Origin of the sequence: Alteromonas gilva, assembly GCF_028595265.1 — a bacterium.
Lineage (GTDB): Bacteria > Pseudomonadota > Gammaproteobacteria > Enterobacterales > Alteromonadaceae > Alteromonas > Alteromonas gilva.
In genome coordinates this window covers 472,845-489,436 of record NZ_JAQQXP010000003.1, presented here as the reverse complement: position 1 = coordinate 489,436, position 16,592 = coordinate 472,845, and the positions used below count along the sequence as shown (strand labels likewise).

Here is a 16,592-nt window from a genome sequence, read left to right as displayed (position 1 = left end):
AACAAATCCTCAGTCCTCGCCGTAGCCTAGTGAGCGTAATGCCCGCTCATCGTCAGCCCAGCCTGATTTCACTTTCACCCACAGTTCTAAAAACACCTTGTTGTCGAACAATCGTTCCATATCTAACCGGGCTTGTTCTCCAATGGTACGAAGGTGTTTACCTCCTTTACCAATGACCATACGCTTCTGCGTTTCACGCTCAACCAGTATGAGGCCGTTAATGCGGTAGACCCCGTTATCACCCAGTTTAAACTGCTCAATCTCCACCGTTGTTGAATAAGGTAATTCATCACCGGTAAAACGCATCAGCTTCTCACGAATAATTTCGGCCGCCATAAAACGACTGGAACGGTCAGTGATATAGTCTTCGGGAAAATAAAATTCACTCTGAGGTTGTCGCCGTCTGACCAGCTCGCGTAGCCGTTCAACCTGCTTTGCCTGCTTGGCGCTCAGCGGCATGACTTCTTCAAAATCATGCATTGCACATAACTTTTGCAACTGTGCAATAAGCGACGCTTCGTCGTTGACTTTATCTAACTTGTTCACCACCAGGATACAGGGTAAACCTGATTGCTTAACCTTGTTTAACACCAATTCATCGTCAGTGGTCCAGCGCGTACCTTCAACCACAAACAATACCAGGCTCACCTCACCTAAGGAGCTGGATGCAGCACGATTCATCAGGCGGTTAATAGTGCGTTTTTCTTCCGCGTGCAAGCCGGGAGTGTCGATATACACGGTCTGGCAATCGCCGTCAGTGTCGATACCCAGTATACGGTGCCGGGTGGTCTGTGGCTTGCGGGAGGTGATACTCACCTTTTGCCCGAGCAATCGATTGAGTAAGGTTGACTTACCCACGTTAGGACGCCCTACAATGGCCACTAAACCACAGCGTGTTTCAGCTTCTGGTATATCAGGAAGTTCAGAATCAGTCATTACAGAGTATCTCCAGTGCCGTGCGGGCAGCCTGTTGTTCGGCTTTGCGGCGGCTGCTGCCGACGCCTTTCATGGGTTTATTCATCGATTCAATATGGCAATGCACCTCAAAGGTCTGATCATGATCCTGACCACTGATATGAACGACTTCATAGACCGGCAAAGGCAGTTTACGCGACTGCAAGTACTCCTGTAACCGGGTTTTTGCATCTTTAGGGTGTTCATTAGGATCGAGTTTCTTTATACGCGACTGTAGCAGGCGCAATATCACTTCAGAAGTGATCTCCAGCCCGGCTTCTAAGTAAATCGCGCCAAATATGGCCTCCATTGCATCAGCAATAATCGACCCGCGGCGGTGACCACCACTTTTGAGCTCGCCCGGCCCTAATTCAAGCAACTGACCTACATCCGCCTCACGGCCAAGCTCGGCCAGGGTATCGCCTTTCACTAACGAAGAGCGCATGCGGGTAAGTTTGCCTTCCGGCACGGTTGGGAAACGACTGTATAATGCTTGCGCGACGACCATGCCCAGAACCGCGTCGCCTAAAAATTCGAGGCGTTCATTGTGAAGTTTAGCGGCACTGCGATGGGTTAACGCCTGTTTGAGCAAACTCTGATCAACAAATTGATAGCCCAGATACTGAGACAATCTGGCGTAACGATCAATACCGATCATTATTCGATGCCACCGATCCGGTTAAACCGCACACCCGACGGAATCCACGAGGGTAACCAACTGTCCGGATCACGCTCAAACTCAAAGCTAATCCAGATAGCGACCGCCTGGCCAACTAAATTCTCATCCGGTACGAAGCCCCAAAAACGACTGTCGCGACTGTTATCACGGTTGTCACCCAGTACAAAGTACTGATCTTCAGGAACAATCCACTCATTCATTTTTGTACCCGGTTGGGTATAAAAATTGGATGGATGGGCTTCGGATACCGGGTGTTGCAAAATATCATGCTTCACGTCACCGAGTGTTTCAGTGACGCGTTTTAACGGGGCCAGGTTTTGCACAAACTCGCCACTGTTTACAAATTCCTGCGCCATCACTGCCTGGGGCGCACAGTCTTGCCCGCTGTCGCAGCGCGGCTTAACATAAACCTTCTTATCACGATAGATCACCGTATCGCCGGGTAAACCCACCACGCGTTTAATGTAATCTACAGTAGGCTCTTCAGGATACTTAAACACCACTACATCGCCGCGCTCGGGTTTTCCCGTATCGATGAATTTATGGCGAAAGACGGGATCTTTTAAGCCATAGGCGTACTTTTCAACCAAAATAAAATCGCCCACCAGCAACGTAGGCATCATTGAACCCGACGGTATTTGAAAGGGTTCATATAAAAAAGAACGCAACACCAGCACAAACGCAATCACCGGAAAAATTTGCTGCGCAGTATCCACAATGTAGGGCAATTCCTCATTCGGTGCTAACGCCGACTCACCATGACCGGCTAACGCTTCGCGGCGCGCCTTGCGTTTGGGTGCAAAAACCAGTGAATCAACAAGCCAGATCAAGCCAGAGCCGACGGTTAGTATTACTAATAAAATCGAAAAATAATTTGCCATTATTTTGATACCTTCAATACGGCCAGGAACGCGTCCTGTGGAAGTTCCACATTACCCACCTGCTTCATCCGTTTTTTACCTTCCTTTTGCTTTTGCAGCAGTTTTTTCTTACGGCTCACGTCACCACCATAACACTTGGCGATTACGTTTTTACGTAGCTGTTTTACTGTACTACGGGCAACCACGTGATTACCAATAGCAGCCTGAATAGCAATATCAAACATTTGTCTTGGAATAAGCTCACGCAACTTTTCGACCAGATCACGCCCGCGTGACTGAGCGTTCTCTTTGTGCGTGATGACGGCTAACGCATCAACCCGCTCGCCGTTAATAAGAATATCCAGGCGCACCATATCCGAGCTTTGGAAACGTTTAAAACTATAATCCAGGGACGCAAAGCCGCGGCTTGTTGACTTGAGCCTGTCAAAGAAATCCAGAACCACTTCGGCCATCGGCAACTCATACACCACAGCCACTTGCTTGCCGTGGTAGCTCATATTGGTTTGCATCCCTCGCTTTTCTACGCACAGCGTTATCACATTACCGAGATATTCCTGTGGCACCAGAATACTGGCTTCTACCATGGGCTCACGAATTTCTTCTATATCGTTAATGGCAGGCAGTTTGGATGGATTATCAACCTCGATGAGATCACCGTTGGTTTTTAACACCTGATAATTTACCGTTGGTGCCGTCGTAATCAAATCCAGATCGTACTCGCGTTCGAGGCGCTCCTGAACGATTTCCATGTGCAGCATACCGAGGAAGCCAACCCGAAAACCAAAGCCCAGTGCAGCGGAGCTCTCCGGCTCAAAAAACAGCGAGGCGTCATTGAGGCTGAGCTTGTTCAATGCATCACGGAAATCTTCGTAGTCATCAGAGCTTACCGGGAATACTCCCGCATAAACCTGTGGTTTTACTTTTTTAAAGCCGGGCAGCATCTTTTCTGCCGGTGCTTTAGCCAGGGTAATCGTATCGCCCACTGGCGCACCGTGAATTTCTTTGATACCAGCAATGATAAAACCAACCTCACCGGCCTTCAGGGTTTTGCGTTCAACCGGTTTAGGTGTAAACACACCAATTTTATCTGCCTGGTGTACCTGACCATTAGACATGATCTGAATTTTGTCTTTGACGTTAAGCTGGCCTTCAACAATACGCACCAGTGAGACAACGCCCTGATAATTATCGAACCAGGAATCGACGATAAGTGCCTTGAGCGGCGCATCCAGGTCGCCCTCTGGCGGTGGGATCTGTTTAACGATAACTTCCAGCACATCTTCAATGCCGATGCCGGTTTTAGCCGAGCAATGCACCGCATCCAGGGCGTCTATGCCAATAATATCTTCGATTTCTTCAGCGACCCGATCAGGCTCGGCCTGAGGCAGGTCAATCTTGTTCAGGATAGGCACCACTTCCATGTCCATATCGATAGCGGTATAACAGTTTGCTACCGTTTGCGCCTCAACGCCCTGACCAGCATCGACCACTAACAGCGCGCCTTCACAAGCTGCTAATGAACGGGATACTTCATAGCTAAAGTCTACGTGCCCGGGGGTATCGATAAAGTTGAGCTGATAGGTTTCACCGTCTCGCGCTTTATAGTCGAGTGTCACACTCTGCGCCTTAATCGTAATTCCCCGTTCTCTTTCTAAATCCATGGAGTCCAGGACCTGCGCAGCCATTTCTCGTTCGGTTAAGCCTCCGCAATGTTGAATCAGCCGATCCGACAATGTCGACTTACCGTGGTCGATGTGCGCAATGATAGAGAAGTTGCGTATGTGCTTATGTTGCATAATGCTTGGAAATTACCTACAAAATAATTTGTTCAATCGCCTGTCGATATGGCTGAAAAATAAGCTAGCCGAATCACCCAGACACCGTTCGAGGATGCGGATTTTACCTACTTATTGCCTTAAAAGCGAATATCAAGCTTAACTATTCGCCATTGACCGGCTTTGGTTTGCTGATGGGATTAGAGTGGCAGCGCCTTGTTGGGCTTCTGAGTGATGATCACCGGCTCAAAACGGCTGTGTTGTTGGCGCTTGAAAAACCGTGAAACCAGCCACAAACTGGCGCTCGACAGCAACAGCCCAATGGCAAACACCACCAGTTCATGCCAGGCGGTAAACTGACTTAGCAATACCGTACTGCCCACCAGGCTCAACAATGGCACGATATACAACAACCAGGAGGCTAACAACACGCGTTGCTCAGGAATGCCGATCACAACATGGTCTCCAACGCGCAGCGGCAATGGCGAACGCAGTGACAGGAGCTGTTGACGCGGGGTAAACGCTTTTGCCACCGCACTGGTGCCGCAATCACTGCTCAGCTGACACTGACTGCAGCCGGTTTTCACCGAGGCACTCACTGTAATTAAATCATCGTCCACCGCCACAACTTTGGCTGTCTCGGTAATCATCAGGTCCCCACTGCACGCAACGAATGGGCGATCTCATAGGCTGTGGCCGGCGGCACTTTGCCAATCACAGTAATTTGTATCTGCCCGGTGGTGAGCGACAGGAAGGTATTGGTGGAATGGCGCAGTACTACATCGGAGTCGAGAGAATCATGGGCCGGCTGGACGTAAACGGATACATCAACCATGCCATCACTGAATAACTTGTATTCAACTACCTGCCCGGTCATTGCAAGTCGGCGGGTCTCGCGCTTAATTTCCTGCATACCCACTGGAATAAACTGGACTTCCCACTGATGCTGACGCGTTTTTGGCGTCATGGCCACGGCGCTGGGCAACGCCTGAGGGTTGATTTTGGCAAAGTATGGCGCAGGCTCCGGACTGACTTTTATGCCCGTCACCTGCACTTGTTCCAACAACGCGCCCTGTAAATCTACCATATTAAGCTTGAGCAGCATGCCGGTTTCTTCGTCAAGCCACAGCTGGTAATTGTAACGTTTGTTGTCACGGCTAACGATACGCAGTTGTTGCGCTGGCCGACCGGAAACCCGCGTTCGCCCGATGGTGATAAACTGATAGGCATCCACCAGCGCCTGCGGCTCATACAACAAATCACTGGGCAGTGGCCCGGTGATCGCATCAGCGTAAATACTGTAAGGTTGTACATCCGGCTCAAATACACTGACGACATTACCAAGCCGAATCATTTCCTGGCCAGGGCCATTTTGTAAATTCAGCTGCTCAGCTTCCAGTCCGTTTTCGAGCAGCGCGTGACGCCACAAGTAGGGAATAACTTCCTGACCGGGACGGGTAAGCACAAATGACACTTCAAAATTAGATTGTCGGTTAGCTTGTGCCAGTCGTTCCAGCCATTCCAAGCCGTTAAGAGACAACCGTTCTACCTGATCTATACCATTGCTTTCAGACTCATTGTCCGGCGACGCGTCAGATGGCACCGGTAACTCGCTGTCGGTAGCACTTTGTTGCGGCAGGGCCAAGGCCTGATTGCCAAGAGACAGGCCTGCCACAAACAACAAACGCACTGCCAAAGCAGTGCGTTGTTTTAAAAATCTCATCGTTAACTTCTTCATTAAGGCTGGTTAGCTTCGGGTTCCGCTATGTGTTTTGCTTGTTCTTCAGCTTGCTTTAATTTTAGCTGTTGTTCATGGTCGGCAAGCAACGCATTGATTTGACGACGTTTTTGCAGTTTTGCATCGCTGTCTACATTTTGCGTATTCGGCACCATGTTGCTTTGTTCCAGACTTACCGGCGCCATCCCTGCCTGAGGGACACCCAGTGTCTGATAAGTGGTAAACGGTTCTTCCGGAGCCGGCATATTCATTTGCTGAACGCCCAGTATCACCGCTGCCGCCACCGAAGCCGCCACTGCAAACTGACCCGACTGACGTATCAGGGGTACAATTTTGCCAATAACAGGCATTGTTTTCCATTTTGACCTCGGTGCCAAGACAGTTGCTTCGTCATCTAAAGCTGCCGCAACCTGAGCAGTAATATCAAACTCCGGCATGACCGACGCTTCTTTGCGTAAACCGCTGCGGATTACATGGTAGCTTCGCCATTTTGCCAGTAACTCACTATCGTTTTTAAGATTGTCAACAAACTCACTTTCATTAAGTTCGCCGTCCATAAAAGCCGATAATTTTTCGTGTTGCTGCGTCATATAGTACTTTCCTGGTTACGCCCGGCTGGTAACTATCCAGCCACTAGACCACCGTTTCAAAATCTACTTTAACTGATCCAAGCCCTTAAGCTCAATATCAAGTTTCCAGTAATGGTTGAATGACTTTATCTATGGCTTCCCTGGCTCTGAATATTCTCGAGCGCACGGTGCCAACAGGGCAAGCCATTACATTTGCAATCTCTTCATAACTTAATCCTTCGATTTCTCGCAGGGTAATTGCCATACGCAGATCATCTGGTAGCTTTTCCATTGCGTTATACAAGGTTGCTTCCAGCTCATCAGTCAACACACTACGTTCTGGTGAAGAATGCTCTTTTAAGGCATCGCTGCCTTCAAAGTAATCTGCGTCATCAGCATCCACATCGCTGGCAGGCGGCTTACGCCCCTGGGCCACGATATAGTTCTTTGCACTGTTTACGGCTATGCGATACAACCACGTGTAAAAAGCACTGTCGCCCCGAAAATTGGGTAACGCCCGGTACGCTTTAATAAAAGCTTCCTGCGTGACATCTGCTACATCGCCGGTGTTTTTCACATAGCGCGATACCAGGTGCATTACTTTATGCTGATAGCGCGTTACCAGTAGGTTAAACGCATTTTTATCGCCCCGCTGGACGCGTTCAACCAACTGCTGATCAGTTATCTGCTCGCTCATTCGAGCTATTTCTCCTACTAACTAAATTCCAAACAGCTCATGCAAGCAATTGAGTAGACTTCGTGTTTTGCAAAAAGTTCGCAAAGAGTGTGATCTTTTTTTATTTAACCCAACTAAACACCAGGTATTAATGAAAAAGCACACTTGTATGGTGTTTAACCTTTTACGTTTGCGCCGAGTTTTATTAGACTTGCCAGAAATCACGCATTGTGAACCTTACACTACATGAATTCAAATTCTTCTTCACCTAATACAGCGGTTAATGCTGGCGACGCTAATATTGAGCACAGTTGTGATGTTCTTATTATTGGCTCTGGCGCCGCCGGTTTAAGTCTGGCACTTTCACTCGCGAATTATTGCCGTATTATTCTGGTCAGTAAAAGCGACTGTAATGAGGGTTCTACACGCTATGCACAAGGTGGCATTGCTGCAGTATTCGACGAACGCGACTCCATAGAGTCACATGTGCAGGATACCCTCGAGGCCGGCGCCCATCTGTGCGACGAAGATGTTGTCCGCTTTACCGCACAAAATGCCAAGAGCGCGATGGAATGGCTGATTGAACACGGTGTCCCTTTTGATCAGGATAACAGTGGCGATGGCAACAACCGTTACCATCTCACCCGCGAAGGCGGACACAGTTTCAGGCGCATACTGCATGCCGCCGACGCCACCGGCGAAGCTCTGCAAATCACCCTGAATGAAGCGGTGTCACAGCATCCTAATATTCATATTTTTGAACGCTATAACGCCATTGATTTAATTAAAAGTGAACAAGCCAGCAACCATTGCAAAGGCGTGTATGTGTGGAACCGCAAACGCCAGCAGGTAGAGGTCATCCGCAGCCGCTTTATAACCCTGGCTACCGGCGGTGCTAGTAAAGTGTACCAGTATACCTCGAACCCGGATATCGCCAGTGGTGACGGCATTGCGATGGCCTGGCGCGCGGGCTGTCGCGTGGCCAATATGGAGTTTAACCAGTTTCATCCCACCTGCCTTTTTCATCCACAGGCCCGCAACTTTCTGATTTCCGAAGCATTACGCGGCGAAGGGGCAAAACTGGTGCATGCCGATGGCACCCCTTTCATGGAAAAGTTTGACCCTCGCAAGGAACTGGCGCCACGGGATGTGGTAGCACGTGCCATTGACTACGAAATGAAACGTCTGGGCGCTGACTGTATGTATTTAGACATCAGCCACAAACCCGCTGACTTTATCGTAAAACATTTTCCTAATATTTATCGTCGCTGCCGGTCACTCGGCATTGATATTACCCGCGAGCCCATCCCGGTTGTGCCTGCTGCCCACTATAGTTGCGGCGGCGTGATGACCGATATTAATGCCCGTACCGATCTCGACAATGTGTATGCGGTAGGCGAAGTGGCCTACACTGGGTTGCACGGTGCCAACCGTATGGCATCAAACTCGCTGCTTGAGTGCGTGGTATTTGCCCGCTCAGCAGCGCAGCACATTTTGGCGCGCCTGGATGAACCCACTTCTGAAGAGCCGATTTCCCCCTGGGATGAGAGCAAAGTTACCAATTCAGATGAGGAAGTCATTATTCAGCACAACTGGCACGAATTGCGACTGTTCATGTGGGATTATGTCGGCATTGTGCGAACCAACAAACGCCTTGAGCGAGCGATGCGCAGAATTAAACTGCTGGAACAGGAAATTACCGAATATTACTCGAACTTTCGTGTCAGCAATAACTTGTTAGAGCTGCGTAATCTGGTCACTGTGGCTGAACTCATCGTGCGCTGTGCTATGCAGCGCGCAGAAAGCCGGGGGTTACACTATAACCTGGATTATCCGGAGCGCTCAGGATCGGCCAGCCCTTCCATATTGACACCTTTGAAGTCAAACAGCACTCCGGAGCCGGGTAATTTAACCGGCGGTTTCGAGCGCTAGTCCGTTAGCGGTGAATGATGCCTTCTATAAAGGTCTCAGCATGATCTGCCTGACGGGTCGACTGTAACGAGAAAGATTGGCTGGAAGCGCGCGGACCGGCGCGCAACTGCGCGTCAGCCGGTAATAGCATGGGCCGCTTAAAATATATCGACAGCGCTTCGCCACTGAGTGGCTGTTGCGCGTCAAGGGCGGCAATAGCGCGGCCGCTGGTAAACATACCGTGCGCTATAGCGCGTTTAAAGCCAAACAGACGTGCGGTCAGCGTACTGAGGTGTATCGGGTTAACATCGCCGGAGATCCACGCATAACGACGCACATCAGCGGGACTAAACGAAAACAGCGCCACATCATGTTCTTCCTCAGAGGCCGGTTGATTGCGCCCTTCATAGCCGGCTAATCCGGGTATTTTGCCCGCCCGGCGCATTAAATACGTGCCTGCCGCATCATACACTCGCCGACCCCGTTGCGTCGCCGTTACCTGAACAACCACGGCCAGACCTCTACGGTGCTGATAGACCCGGTTAAACCGGGCGACCATTTCGCAGGGAATATCCACCCGGACATCAGCATATTCGGTTACTTCGTTATCAAGGTGCACCAGCCCCAACAGGGCAAACGGGCTTTTCGGGTGAGACAGTAACTTAAGCTGCAGCGGGAGCGCGCGAACCTGCCAGTAAAGGGGATGGACCTGCGCCTGATTTTGCCAGTCCAGTAATCGACAGTAGCGATGATAATGTTTAACGCTGGGTGAAAAGGTTTGCCACAGCACCGGAGCACGCTGCAGTGCGTCTAAACTGTCAGCCGTGATAGGAATGCGTTTTTTAAACAGTGCGTTGATGTATAAATTTACCAATCAGAGTATTCCTTGCCGAAAAACAATCCTGGCCAGTCGCCGGTAACTGAGTTCGCTGGTATGCCGGGGAAAAATCCAAAGCGATTTTCGCCGCCCGGTGCGTTCGCTGACCATCACCAGATATAACGCAAATGGCAACAACTTAGAACGGCTTTCTATTTGCCAGGCGTCCTGACTGTCGTTACGCTCAGCGACCAGGGGTACCCAACGACCGGACTCCGATACCGTCACCTGCTCTACCGTGCTGCGCCGTCGTTTAGTGTCAGCTGGCGGTAAACACCAGTAAAGCCCCATTGCTACCAAGCACACTAACAGCGTCCATTCAGGGTGCTCACTCAACAATACCGCTATGGCGCACGCCGAGGCACTCAGCCACAGACGCGGTTGCCACCAGCACCTTGTCAGTGCCAGCCTGACGTTATACTTTGACTCGGTTAACAACGGTTGCAACTAACTTTGCCAGTTCAGGATCCTCGCAGCGTTGATGCCCCATGAACCAGGCAAATAAATCCGGGTCGTCGCAGGTTAATAATCGTTCAAAGGTTTCTTTATCCTGCTCCGACAAATCATTAAACGCTTCCTCTACAAACGGCAGTAACAGTACATCCAGCTCCAGCATGCCGCGACGGCAAGCCCATTTTAAACGAGCATAACGCTTTGCAGTAAACATAACAGGTTGATTCGGTGTAATTGACATGGTCGCAAATATATCACGGTTGGTAGGTGGTTGATACTGACCTAAAGCCGCTTCGGATCGGTTTTGTAACAGTGTCTGCCAAGCTCGCCACGACGCCCCCCTTGAACTTCTGATATTGCGCCCCACATACTTACCAGAATGCTAAAACTTACCAATGAGTGTGCTTAAGATTATGCAACTACAACCAGTAATGCCTGCGAACCTGAAAGACCTGGCGGCCAACTTTATTGTGCCTTTGGAGACGATGGCCGGGCTTCGGTTAACCGGTGACGATGCGAGCACTTTTTTGCACAGCCAACTCACCGTCGACGTAAATAAATTGGCGCAAGGCGAGGTTCGCCGCACGGCTCATTGCGACTTTAAGGGCAAGAGCTGGAGTATCAGTTTGCTGGCACACACCAGCTCTGCATTGGTATTACTGGGGCCTAAAGCAGCGTTAGAGGCGACCACAGCTCAGCTGCAAAAGTACGGGGTGTTTTCAAAAATTACTATTGCCCCGGATGAGCCAAAATACCACTATTTTTATGTTGCCGGCGACGCCGCTAAAGCACAGTTGAAAACGCTCATGACGAGTTTGCCCGATAAGGCGTTAACGCTGTCAGAGTCTCCTGCCGGAATAGCGCTGCAGCTTGATTATCCGGCAGGGTCTTTGTTAGTCGGCATTGATTCACAACACCTTCAGGCCTTTGAGCAATCACTTTCTCAGGACGGCATAGTGTGTTATCACGAAGCCGTTTTTGATGCCCTGCAAATTCGTGCAGGTATTCCCTGGCTCACAACCGCCTCTCACGTTAATCAATATGTGCCGCAAATGATGAATCTGCAGGCGCTGAACGCAATTGACTTTAATAAGGGTTGTTATATGGGCCAGGAAGTTGTGGCCCGAACGCGCTATTTGGGTAAAAACAAACGGGCCGCGATGGTGTTTAAACTTGATACCGCAATCGCTGCTGAGGCTTCGTCTGGTGCTGCCGCCGCTGATGGCGCTATTCAACTGGAAAAACAGGCCGGTGAGCACTGGCGTTCTGGTGGCACAATTTTACAGCTCGCCGAACTTGGCGAAGAAACCTGGATCCTGGCAATCGTCAACAACAATACCAGCGCCGATGATGCCTTCCGGCTCTCGACTTTTACAGCGGCAGAGTTGATCCATTGCGACTTGCCGTATACGCTAGATTAATCACTGATAATTTCAAACATTCACCTAAAAAACCATTAAGGCAGGTACTATGCAAATTTCTCCAAATAGTGTCGTAACGCTTCACTACACGGTAAGCACTGAAGACGGCACTGAGCTTGATTCTTCGACTGGTGGCGAGCCGCTATCAGCTCTCTTGGGCAGCCGTTTTTTAATTAGCGGACTCGAGGAAGCGTTACAGGGAAAATCTTCAGGCGAGAAATTTGACGTCACTATTGCGCCAGAGAAAGCCTATGGCGAGCGCCTTGATCATTTGGTTCAGGCAGTGCCAGCCACGATGTTTGATGGCATGGATGTGGAGCCCGGCATGCAGTTTCGGGCAACCACCGACGCCGGAGAGCAGTCGGTTATTGTGGTAGAAAAAACCGATGACGAAGTCATTATCGATGGTAACCATCCGCTCGCTGGTATTGCTCTGTCATTTTCAGTTGAGATACTCGATGTACGCGAGCCCACCCAGGATGAACTGACCCACGGCCACGTTCACGGTGCGGGTGGTTGTAACCATTAATTAGAGCAATTCGAAATAAAAAAGCGGCGTGTAAACACACGCCGCTTTTTTTGTTTTACAGATACCACTGCGTCTGATTATATCGCTTCGTCACCGGATTCTGATGTCCGGATCCGAACGGCCTGCTCAACGTTGTAGATAAAGATTTTACCGTCGCCAATTTTACCGGTCTTGGCAGACTTGAGGATAGTCTCCACCGCCATTTCTACACGCTCATCATCAAGGACGATTTCAATTTTTACCTTGGGTAAAAAATCAACCTGATATTCCGCCCCGCGGTACAATTCGGTATGGCCTTTCTGACGACCGAAACCTTTGACTTCGGTCACCGTCATACCTGCGATACCAACATCTGCCAGAGCTTCACGAACTTCGTCGAGTTTAAAAGGTTTAACGATTGCTTCAATTTTTTTCATTGTCGCTTACTCATCGTAAATAGTAGGAATAGGTACACGTTTATGCTGCGTACGATTATAAATATACAGTAACTTTTCCGATACTTCCGGTGCAACCGCTTTATTTTCGAGAAAATCATCTATTTGATCATAGGTGAGTCCGAGCGCTTGCTCATCGGCCTTTTGCGGCGTCAGGGTTTCCAGATCGGCCGTGGGCGCTTTATGAATAATTTTGGCAGGGGCACCCAGATGCTCCGCCACCTGACGCACCTGACGTTTACTTAAACCAAACAGGGGCGCCAAATCACATGCCCCATCGCCATATTTGGTGTAGAAGCCGGTAATGTTTTCAGCCGAGTGATCGGTGCCTAGCACCAGCCCGTCAAGCATACCGGCTATTTCATACTGAATGACCATACGGGTCCGGGCTTTCACATTACCTTTTACAAAGTCCTGCTTTGCTTCGTCGGCGGGTAACAAACCAGCAGCATCAAGCGCCGCGCTGGTTTGCTGATGGATAGCATCAGCGCCGGGCTGCACATTCACTGCAATAGATTTTGATGGCTTGATAAAATCGATCGACGCCTGCGCATCATCTTCGTCGGCTTGTACATGATAAGGCAAGCGCACCGCGATAAACTGATAACTTTCGTGATGCTCGTCATTAAGCTCATCGACGGCCAACTGTGCCAACCGGCCCAGGGTGCACGAATCGATACCACCGCTAATGCCCAGTACCAGGGCATTCATACCGGATTGCTTAAGTTGCCGTTTAATAAAACCTACCCTACGCGCTACTTCGAACTCAACGTCGATACTGGGTAACACTTTCATTTCTTCAATAACTGCTTGTTTATCCATTAGATAATCCAGAGTGTTTTAAGTACCTGTATACAGTCTACGTTAAAATTGGTGACCTTGTCAGCAGGCATTATACCGTCGCAGTAAGATTCTTCGCCTGGATTGACCTCGCCCCACAGGGTAACGCCTTACAGTCGTATCGATGGCGCTGGGGTATCGCCTCGTTATCGCAGGTACACCGCTTAGCCGGAGCAACATGTTCTTGCCGCAGGATAATCCATACTTTGGCGCAGTTCTCAGCGCTATTGGTTATTTCTACTATGGTCTGCCAACACTTACAGGACACAGACTATGCACCAACATCGGGGTGGATTTACGCTTATACAACTGCTGATTGCAATTACCGTTGTTACTGTTATTGCGAGTCAGGGTACCGCCGGGTTTCGCTCGTTACTGAACAGCCATTACTTAAAGGGAGCGATTCAGGCGGCTTATTTTTCGTTCCAGTTTGCACGAAGCCACGCCGTTATGCAGCAGCACAATATTGTTGTCGACATTCACCCGGGTAATCAATGGTGTATCGGCACCACCGACACCACTGACTGTGATTGCCGGGTGGCCTCGAGTTGCACAATAATGGGAGTAGAGTCTGTTGTCCGGTGGCGGGAGTTTCGTTTTACGTCGATAACAGCGTCTACCTTTACCAACTACGATAACCAGTCACGTTTTACCCCTCCCAGAGGTCTGGCCGGTGGTTACGCCGGCTCGCTAACCTTAAGCAATGACACGGAGCAGTATAAATTGATCGTAAGTAACACTGGCAGAGTCAGAGTCTGCACTCTCACCCCACCAACAGGTCACTATCCGCACTGTTAATAGGTTTGATTAAGCTCTATGATAACGCCGTATTCCTGATTAGATGTACCCGTCAGCCCTGACGTAAGGGTGATTTGGTTAGCATCAATCACGCTTCCATCTGGCATTTGAATTTTGTAAGACACGCCGTAGCCGGGCTTACTGATGTTAAACTCTATGCTACCGAGCCAGTTTTCAGAGACATTGGTACAACTGAAAAATGGTGTCGATTTACCCTTTGGCACCGTCACGGGACAAATGAATTTGCTTGGCGTGACCGTAATAATCATGTCTGATAAGTCGACATATTCCGCTTTATTGGTGTTATTGGTCTCGCATGATTTGGTCACGTTATTCTGTGTAATCAAACAGCTGATATTGCCGATGATACCAAAAAACTTCTCGGCGCTGGATTTGCTGTCAACCGTCACCAGCATAGAGACATCACTTAACCGTTGACTATATTCTAATGGCGACACCGGATCGGTGCCGGTTATACCAGCATTATTGGCAAAGGCCGTTACACTCATATTGGTACTGCCATCATTCAATGCTTCTGCGCGCCCGCGGCTGTAAGTACCGTAATAATTATTGCTCGGATCGATAATCGTCTCAATGGCTTCGTTAGTGACCGTAGCAACGTTGGTATTGGCCGACTGCCAGTCCGACAGTAAGGTAAGGTTAATGTCGTAAAATGGCACCAGGGCCTTCCATTGTGGATCGCCGGCGCTAATTTTCGCCTTGACCGCGTTTCGATGAGCCGTTGTCATTCTATCCAGGTAGATACCGCGCGCAATTAACTGATACCCCCCCGGTGGTACCTCAATATTCCGATCGGTCGGTTTCACCGGATACGCTGAGCCCTGGATGTCACTGGCAATGACTCCCTCGGTGTACGTGCGATAATTTGCAATGACGCTATCAACATTTAAGTAAGACGTTTCAAACTCAATAATATCAATAAGCTGCCAGTCCGGATAAAGCTCATAAAAACCGTCGAGACGCTTAAAGCGACACGCTTCAGTGTAGGGATCGCCAACCCCGCTGGCTTTGACAAAGTTCCCGGCCCCCTGGTAATCATAATGGGCGTGAGGCAACCCGGCTTCGGCCCGGTAGTAGGTTTCACTGGCGATCATCGACGACGTATCGTGATGATCGCGACAACACACATTGCATAGCGCAGGTTGCTTACTGTCGGCAACTACACCGATATCCTTGGTGACTTTTTCACCGCGTTTCACCACGAGTTCCTCGCCATCAAGTACGGTCATTGCCGGTGTATAGCCATCCCCGGAGCCTGCCAGTTTACAACTGCAATTAAGGGTTAAAAAATCTTCCTGCTCGAGCTTTTCCGCAATTTGGGCATTACTCTCGTAACGAATGGTTTCAAATTGCACCACATTGTTGTCGCCCTGGTTGGAAATATCAGGCACCGGTTTGCTGGTTTCCACACTTTCGTTATTGCCTAAGTCGTAGGAGATAACATCAGGCGCCAACCCCGGAACATAAGCGACTTCAGGCTGTACCTTGGCATTATCGCTCTCATTGATCGCCTGCAAGCTGTTGGCTGCGCTAACCGGCGCAATATTGCCGTCAACCACCACACTCATGGCATTGCCTTCAGTATCAGTCCACCCGATGGTAACCGAAACCTGCTTTTGGGCCGGCAGTGCTGGCACAGGTAAGCCCAGGCCGCCAATGGCAGGGGCGTCCAACCAGCTGTCTTCAATACCGTCAAAATCGGTATCAACAAAATATTGCTCAACCACATTCCACTGTCGGTTAAAAGCATAAGACTTATTGTCAGCGCCGATGGTCACATTTGCGTCGCCCGCTTGTATGCTGCCACCCACGTTAGTATTAATATCGTCATACGCAATCTGGCCGGGGGTAGTTTCGATGACATTAAAACGGCGCAGGTCGTCCAGCTTTTCCTGTGCCATCTGAATGGCGACCTGACGCAGGTTAGTGTCGGCATCGCTGCGCATGTAAGCAGACTGAAGCGTTACAAAGCCGGTCACACCAAGCATAATGATCAATGATGCAATCAACACTTCTATTAATGAAAAACCACGCAT

The 16,592-nt window shown here is 49.7% G+C and carries 18 protein-coding genes; 4 read left to right on the top strand and 14 right to left on the bottom strand.

Annotated features, from left to right (window positions below; all coding sequences use genetic code 11):
- Positions 1-9: 9 nt before the first annotated feature.
- The 8 genes from era to rpoE form a co-directional block, all read right to left on the bottom strand.
- On the bottom strand, positions 10-936 hold the full coding sequence (gene era, locus OIK42_RS18550) for a GTPase Era (protein WP_273642611.1): 927 nt from the start codon (positions 934-936) through the stop codon (positions 10-12).
- On the bottom strand, positions 929-1,612 hold the full coding sequence (gene rnc / locus OIK42_RS18545) for a ribonuclease III (RefSeq protein ID WP_273642610.1): 684 nt from the start codon (positions 1,610-1,612) through the stop codon (positions 929-931). The genes era and rnc overlap by 8 nt, the downstream gene beginning before the upstream one ends.
- Complete coding sequence (gene lepB / locus OIK42_RS18540; protein WP_273642609.1) at positions 1,612-2,514, bottom strand: signal peptidase I; 903 nt, start codon at positions 2,512-2,514, stop codon at positions 1,612-1,614. Before lepB ends, rnc begins: the two co-directional genes overlap by 1 nt.
- Positions 2,514-4,310: a translation elongation factor 4 gene (lepA, locus tag OIK42_RS18535; RefSeq protein ID WP_273642608.1), complete on the bottom strand. Its 1,797-nt coding sequence runs from the start codon at positions 4,308-4,310 to the stop codon at positions 2,514-2,516. The genes lepB and lepA overlap by 1 nt, the downstream gene beginning before the upstream one ends.
- Before the next feature lie 179 nt (positions 4,311-4,489).
- The gene (locus OIK42_RS18530; protein WP_273642607.1) at positions 4,490-4,939 is read right to left on the bottom strand and encodes a SoxR reducing system RseC family protein; all 450 of its coding nucleotides are present in this window, start codon (positions 4,937-4,939) and stop codon (positions 4,490-4,492) included.
- Positions 4,939-6,012, bottom strand: coding sequence for a MucB/RseB family sigma factor regulatory protein (locus tag OIK42_RS18525; protein WP_273642606.1), 1,074 nt, complete (start codon positions 6,010-6,012; stop codon positions 4,939-4,941). The genes OIK42_RS18530 and OIK42_RS18525 overlap by 1 nt, the downstream gene beginning before the upstream one ends.
- 14 nt (positions 6,013-6,026) lie before the next feature.
- Positions 6,027-6,617, bottom strand: coding sequence for a sigma-E factor negative regulatory protein (locus tag OIK42_RS18520; protein ID WP_273642605.1), 591 nt, complete (start codon positions 6,615-6,617; stop codon positions 6,027-6,029).
- A gap of 97 nt (positions 6,618-6,714) precedes the next feature.
- Complete coding sequence (rpoE, locus tag OIK42_RS18515) at positions 6,715-7,293, bottom strand: RNA polymerase sigma factor RpoE (protein WP_273642604.1); 579 nt, start codon at positions 7,291-7,293, stop codon at positions 6,715-6,717.
- A gap of 225 nt (positions 7,294-7,518) precedes the next feature.
- On the opposite strand from rpoE, the gene nadB reads away from it, so the two are divergent.
- Positions 7,519-9,204: an L-aspartate oxidase gene (gene nadB / locus OIK42_RS18510; protein WP_273642603.1), complete on the top strand. Its 1,686-nt coding sequence runs from the start codon at positions 7,519-7,521 to the stop codon at positions 9,202-9,204.
- Positions 9,205-9,208: 4 nt separating this feature from the next.
- Here the strand turns inward: nadB and OIK42_RS18505 are convergent, their stop codons facing one another.
- From OIK42_RS18505 to OIK42_RS18495, 3 genes are read right to left on the bottom strand one after another with little or no spacing between them, the layout of a single operon-like run.
- Positions 9,209-10,057, bottom strand: a complete 849-nt coding sequence (locus OIK42_RS18505; protein WP_273642602.1) for a MaoC family dehydratase — start codon at positions 10,055-10,057, stop codon at positions 9,209-9,211.
- A complete protein-coding gene (locus OIK42_RS18500) occupies positions 10,058-10,507 on the bottom strand; it encodes a protein YgfX (RefSeq protein WP_273642601.1) in 450 nt (149 codons plus the stop codon). It lies immediately after the preceding gene.
- A complete protein-coding gene (locus OIK42_RS18495; protein WP_273642600.1) occupies positions 10,476-10,727 on the bottom strand; it encodes an FAD assembly factor SdhE in 252 nt (83 codons plus the stop codon). Before OIK42_RS18495 ends, OIK42_RS18500 begins: the two co-directional genes overlap by 32 nt.
- Positions 10,728-10,926: 199 nt before the next feature.
- On the opposite strand from OIK42_RS18495, the gene ygfZ reads away from it, so the two are divergent.
- Positions 10,927-11,934, top strand: a complete 1,008-nt coding sequence (gene ygfZ / locus OIK42_RS18490) for a CAF17-like 4Fe-4S cluster assembly/insertion protein YgfZ (protein WP_273642599.1) — start codon at positions 10,927-10,929, stop codon at positions 11,932-11,934.
- A 49-nt stretch (positions 11,935-11,983) separates the two neighbouring features.
- Positions 11,984-12,463, top strand: coding sequence for an FKBP-type peptidyl-prolyl cis-trans isomerase (locus OIK42_RS18485; protein WP_273642598.1), 480 nt, complete (start codon positions 11,984-11,986; stop codon positions 12,461-12,463).
- A gap of 77 nt (positions 12,464-12,540) precedes the next feature.
- Here OIK42_RS18485 and OIK42_RS18480 read toward each other — a convergent pair whose 3' ends face one another.
- Together OIK42_RS18480 and nadE are read right to left on the bottom strand one after the other, a co-directional pair.
- Positions 12,541-12,879 carry a P-II family nitrogen regulator gene (locus tag OIK42_RS18480; RefSeq protein WP_273642597.1) on the bottom strand — a complete coding sequence of 113 codons (339 nt, stop codon included), beginning with the start codon at positions 12,877-12,879 and terminating at the stop codon, positions 12,541-12,543.
- 6 nt (positions 12,880-12,885) lie between these two features.
- Positions 12,886-13,719, bottom strand: coding sequence for an NAD(+) synthase (nadE, locus tag OIK42_RS18475; protein WP_273642596.1), 834 nt, complete (start codon positions 13,717-13,719; stop codon positions 12,886-12,888).
- 291 nt (positions 13,720-14,010) lie between these two features.
- Here nadE and OIK42_RS18470 point away from each other — a divergent pair, with 291 nt between their 5' ends.
- A complete protein-coding gene (locus OIK42_RS18470) occupies positions 14,011-14,535 on the top strand; it encodes a GspH/FimT family pseudopilin (RefSeq protein WP_273642595.1) in 525 nt (174 codons plus the stop codon).
- Here OIK42_RS18470 and OIK42_RS18465 read toward each other — a convergent pair.
- A complete protein-coding gene (locus tag OIK42_RS18465) occupies positions 14,532-16,592 on the bottom strand; it encodes a hypothetical protein (RefSeq protein ID WP_273642594.1) in 2,061 nt (686 codons plus the stop codon). The two genes, OIK42_RS18470 and OIK42_RS18465, sit on opposite strands and share 4 nt — an antisense overlap.

Bases quoted from the DNA above. Each gene is read 5' to 3' on its own strand.
- era (WP_273642611.1), bottom strand. From the start codon at position 936: ATGACTGATTCTGAACTTCCTGATATACCAGAAGCTGAAACACGCTGT.
- rnc (WP_273642610.1), bottom strand. From the start codon at position 1,612: ATGATCGGTATTGATCGTTACGCCAGATTGTCTCAGTATCTGGGCTAT.
- lepB (WP_273642609.1), bottom strand. From the start codon at position 2,514: ATGGCAAATTATTTTTCGATTTTATTAGTAATACTAACCGTCGGCTCT.
- lepA (WP_273642608.1), bottom strand. From the start codon at position 4,310: ATGCAACATAAGCACATACGCAACTTCTCTATCATTGCGCACATCGAC.
- OIK42_RS18530 (WP_273642607.1), bottom strand. From the start codon at position 4,939: ATGATTACCGAGACAGCCAAAGTTGTGGCGGTGGACGATGATTTAATT.
- OIK42_RS18525 (WP_273642606.1), bottom strand. From the start codon at position 6,012: ATGAGATTTTTAAAACAACGCACTGCTTTGGCAGTGCGTTTGTTGTTT.
- OIK42_RS18520 (WP_273642605.1), bottom strand. From the start codon at position 6,617: ATGACGCAGCAACACGAAAAATTATCGGCTTTTATGGACGGCGAACTT.
- rpoE (WP_273642604.1), bottom strand. From the start codon at position 7,293: ATGAGCGAGCAGATAACTGATCAGCAGTTGGTTGAACGCGTCCAGCGG.
- nadB (WP_273642603.1), top strand. From the start codon at position 7,519: ATGAATTCAAATTCTTCTTCACCTAATACAGCGGTTAATGCTGGCGAC.
- OIK42_RS18495 (WP_273642600.1), bottom strand. From the start codon at position 10,727: ATGTTTACTGCAAAGCGTTATGCTCGTTTAAAATGGGCTTGCCGTCGC.
- ygfZ (WP_273642599.1), top strand. From the start codon at position 10,927: ATGCAACTACAACCAGTAATGCCTGCGAACCTGAAAGACCTGGCGGCC.
- OIK42_RS18485 (WP_273642598.1), top strand. From the start codon at position 11,984: ATGCAAATTTCTCCAAATAGTGTCGTAACGCTTCACTACACGGTAAGC.
- OIK42_RS18480 (WP_273642597.1), bottom strand. From the start codon at position 12,879: ATGAAAAAAATTGAAGCAATCGTTAAACCTTTTAAACTCGACGAAGTT.
- nadE (WP_273642596.1), bottom strand. From the start codon at position 13,719: ATGGATAAACAAGCAGTTATTGAAGAAATGAAAGTGTTACCCAGTATC.
- OIK42_RS18470 (WP_273642595.1), top strand. From the start codon at position 14,011: ATGCACCAACATCGGGGTGGATTTACGCTTATACAACTGCTGATTGCA.
- OIK42_RS18465 (WP_273642594.1), bottom strand. From the start codon at position 16,592: ATGCGTGGTTTTTCATTAATAGAAGTGTTGATTGCATCATTGATCATT.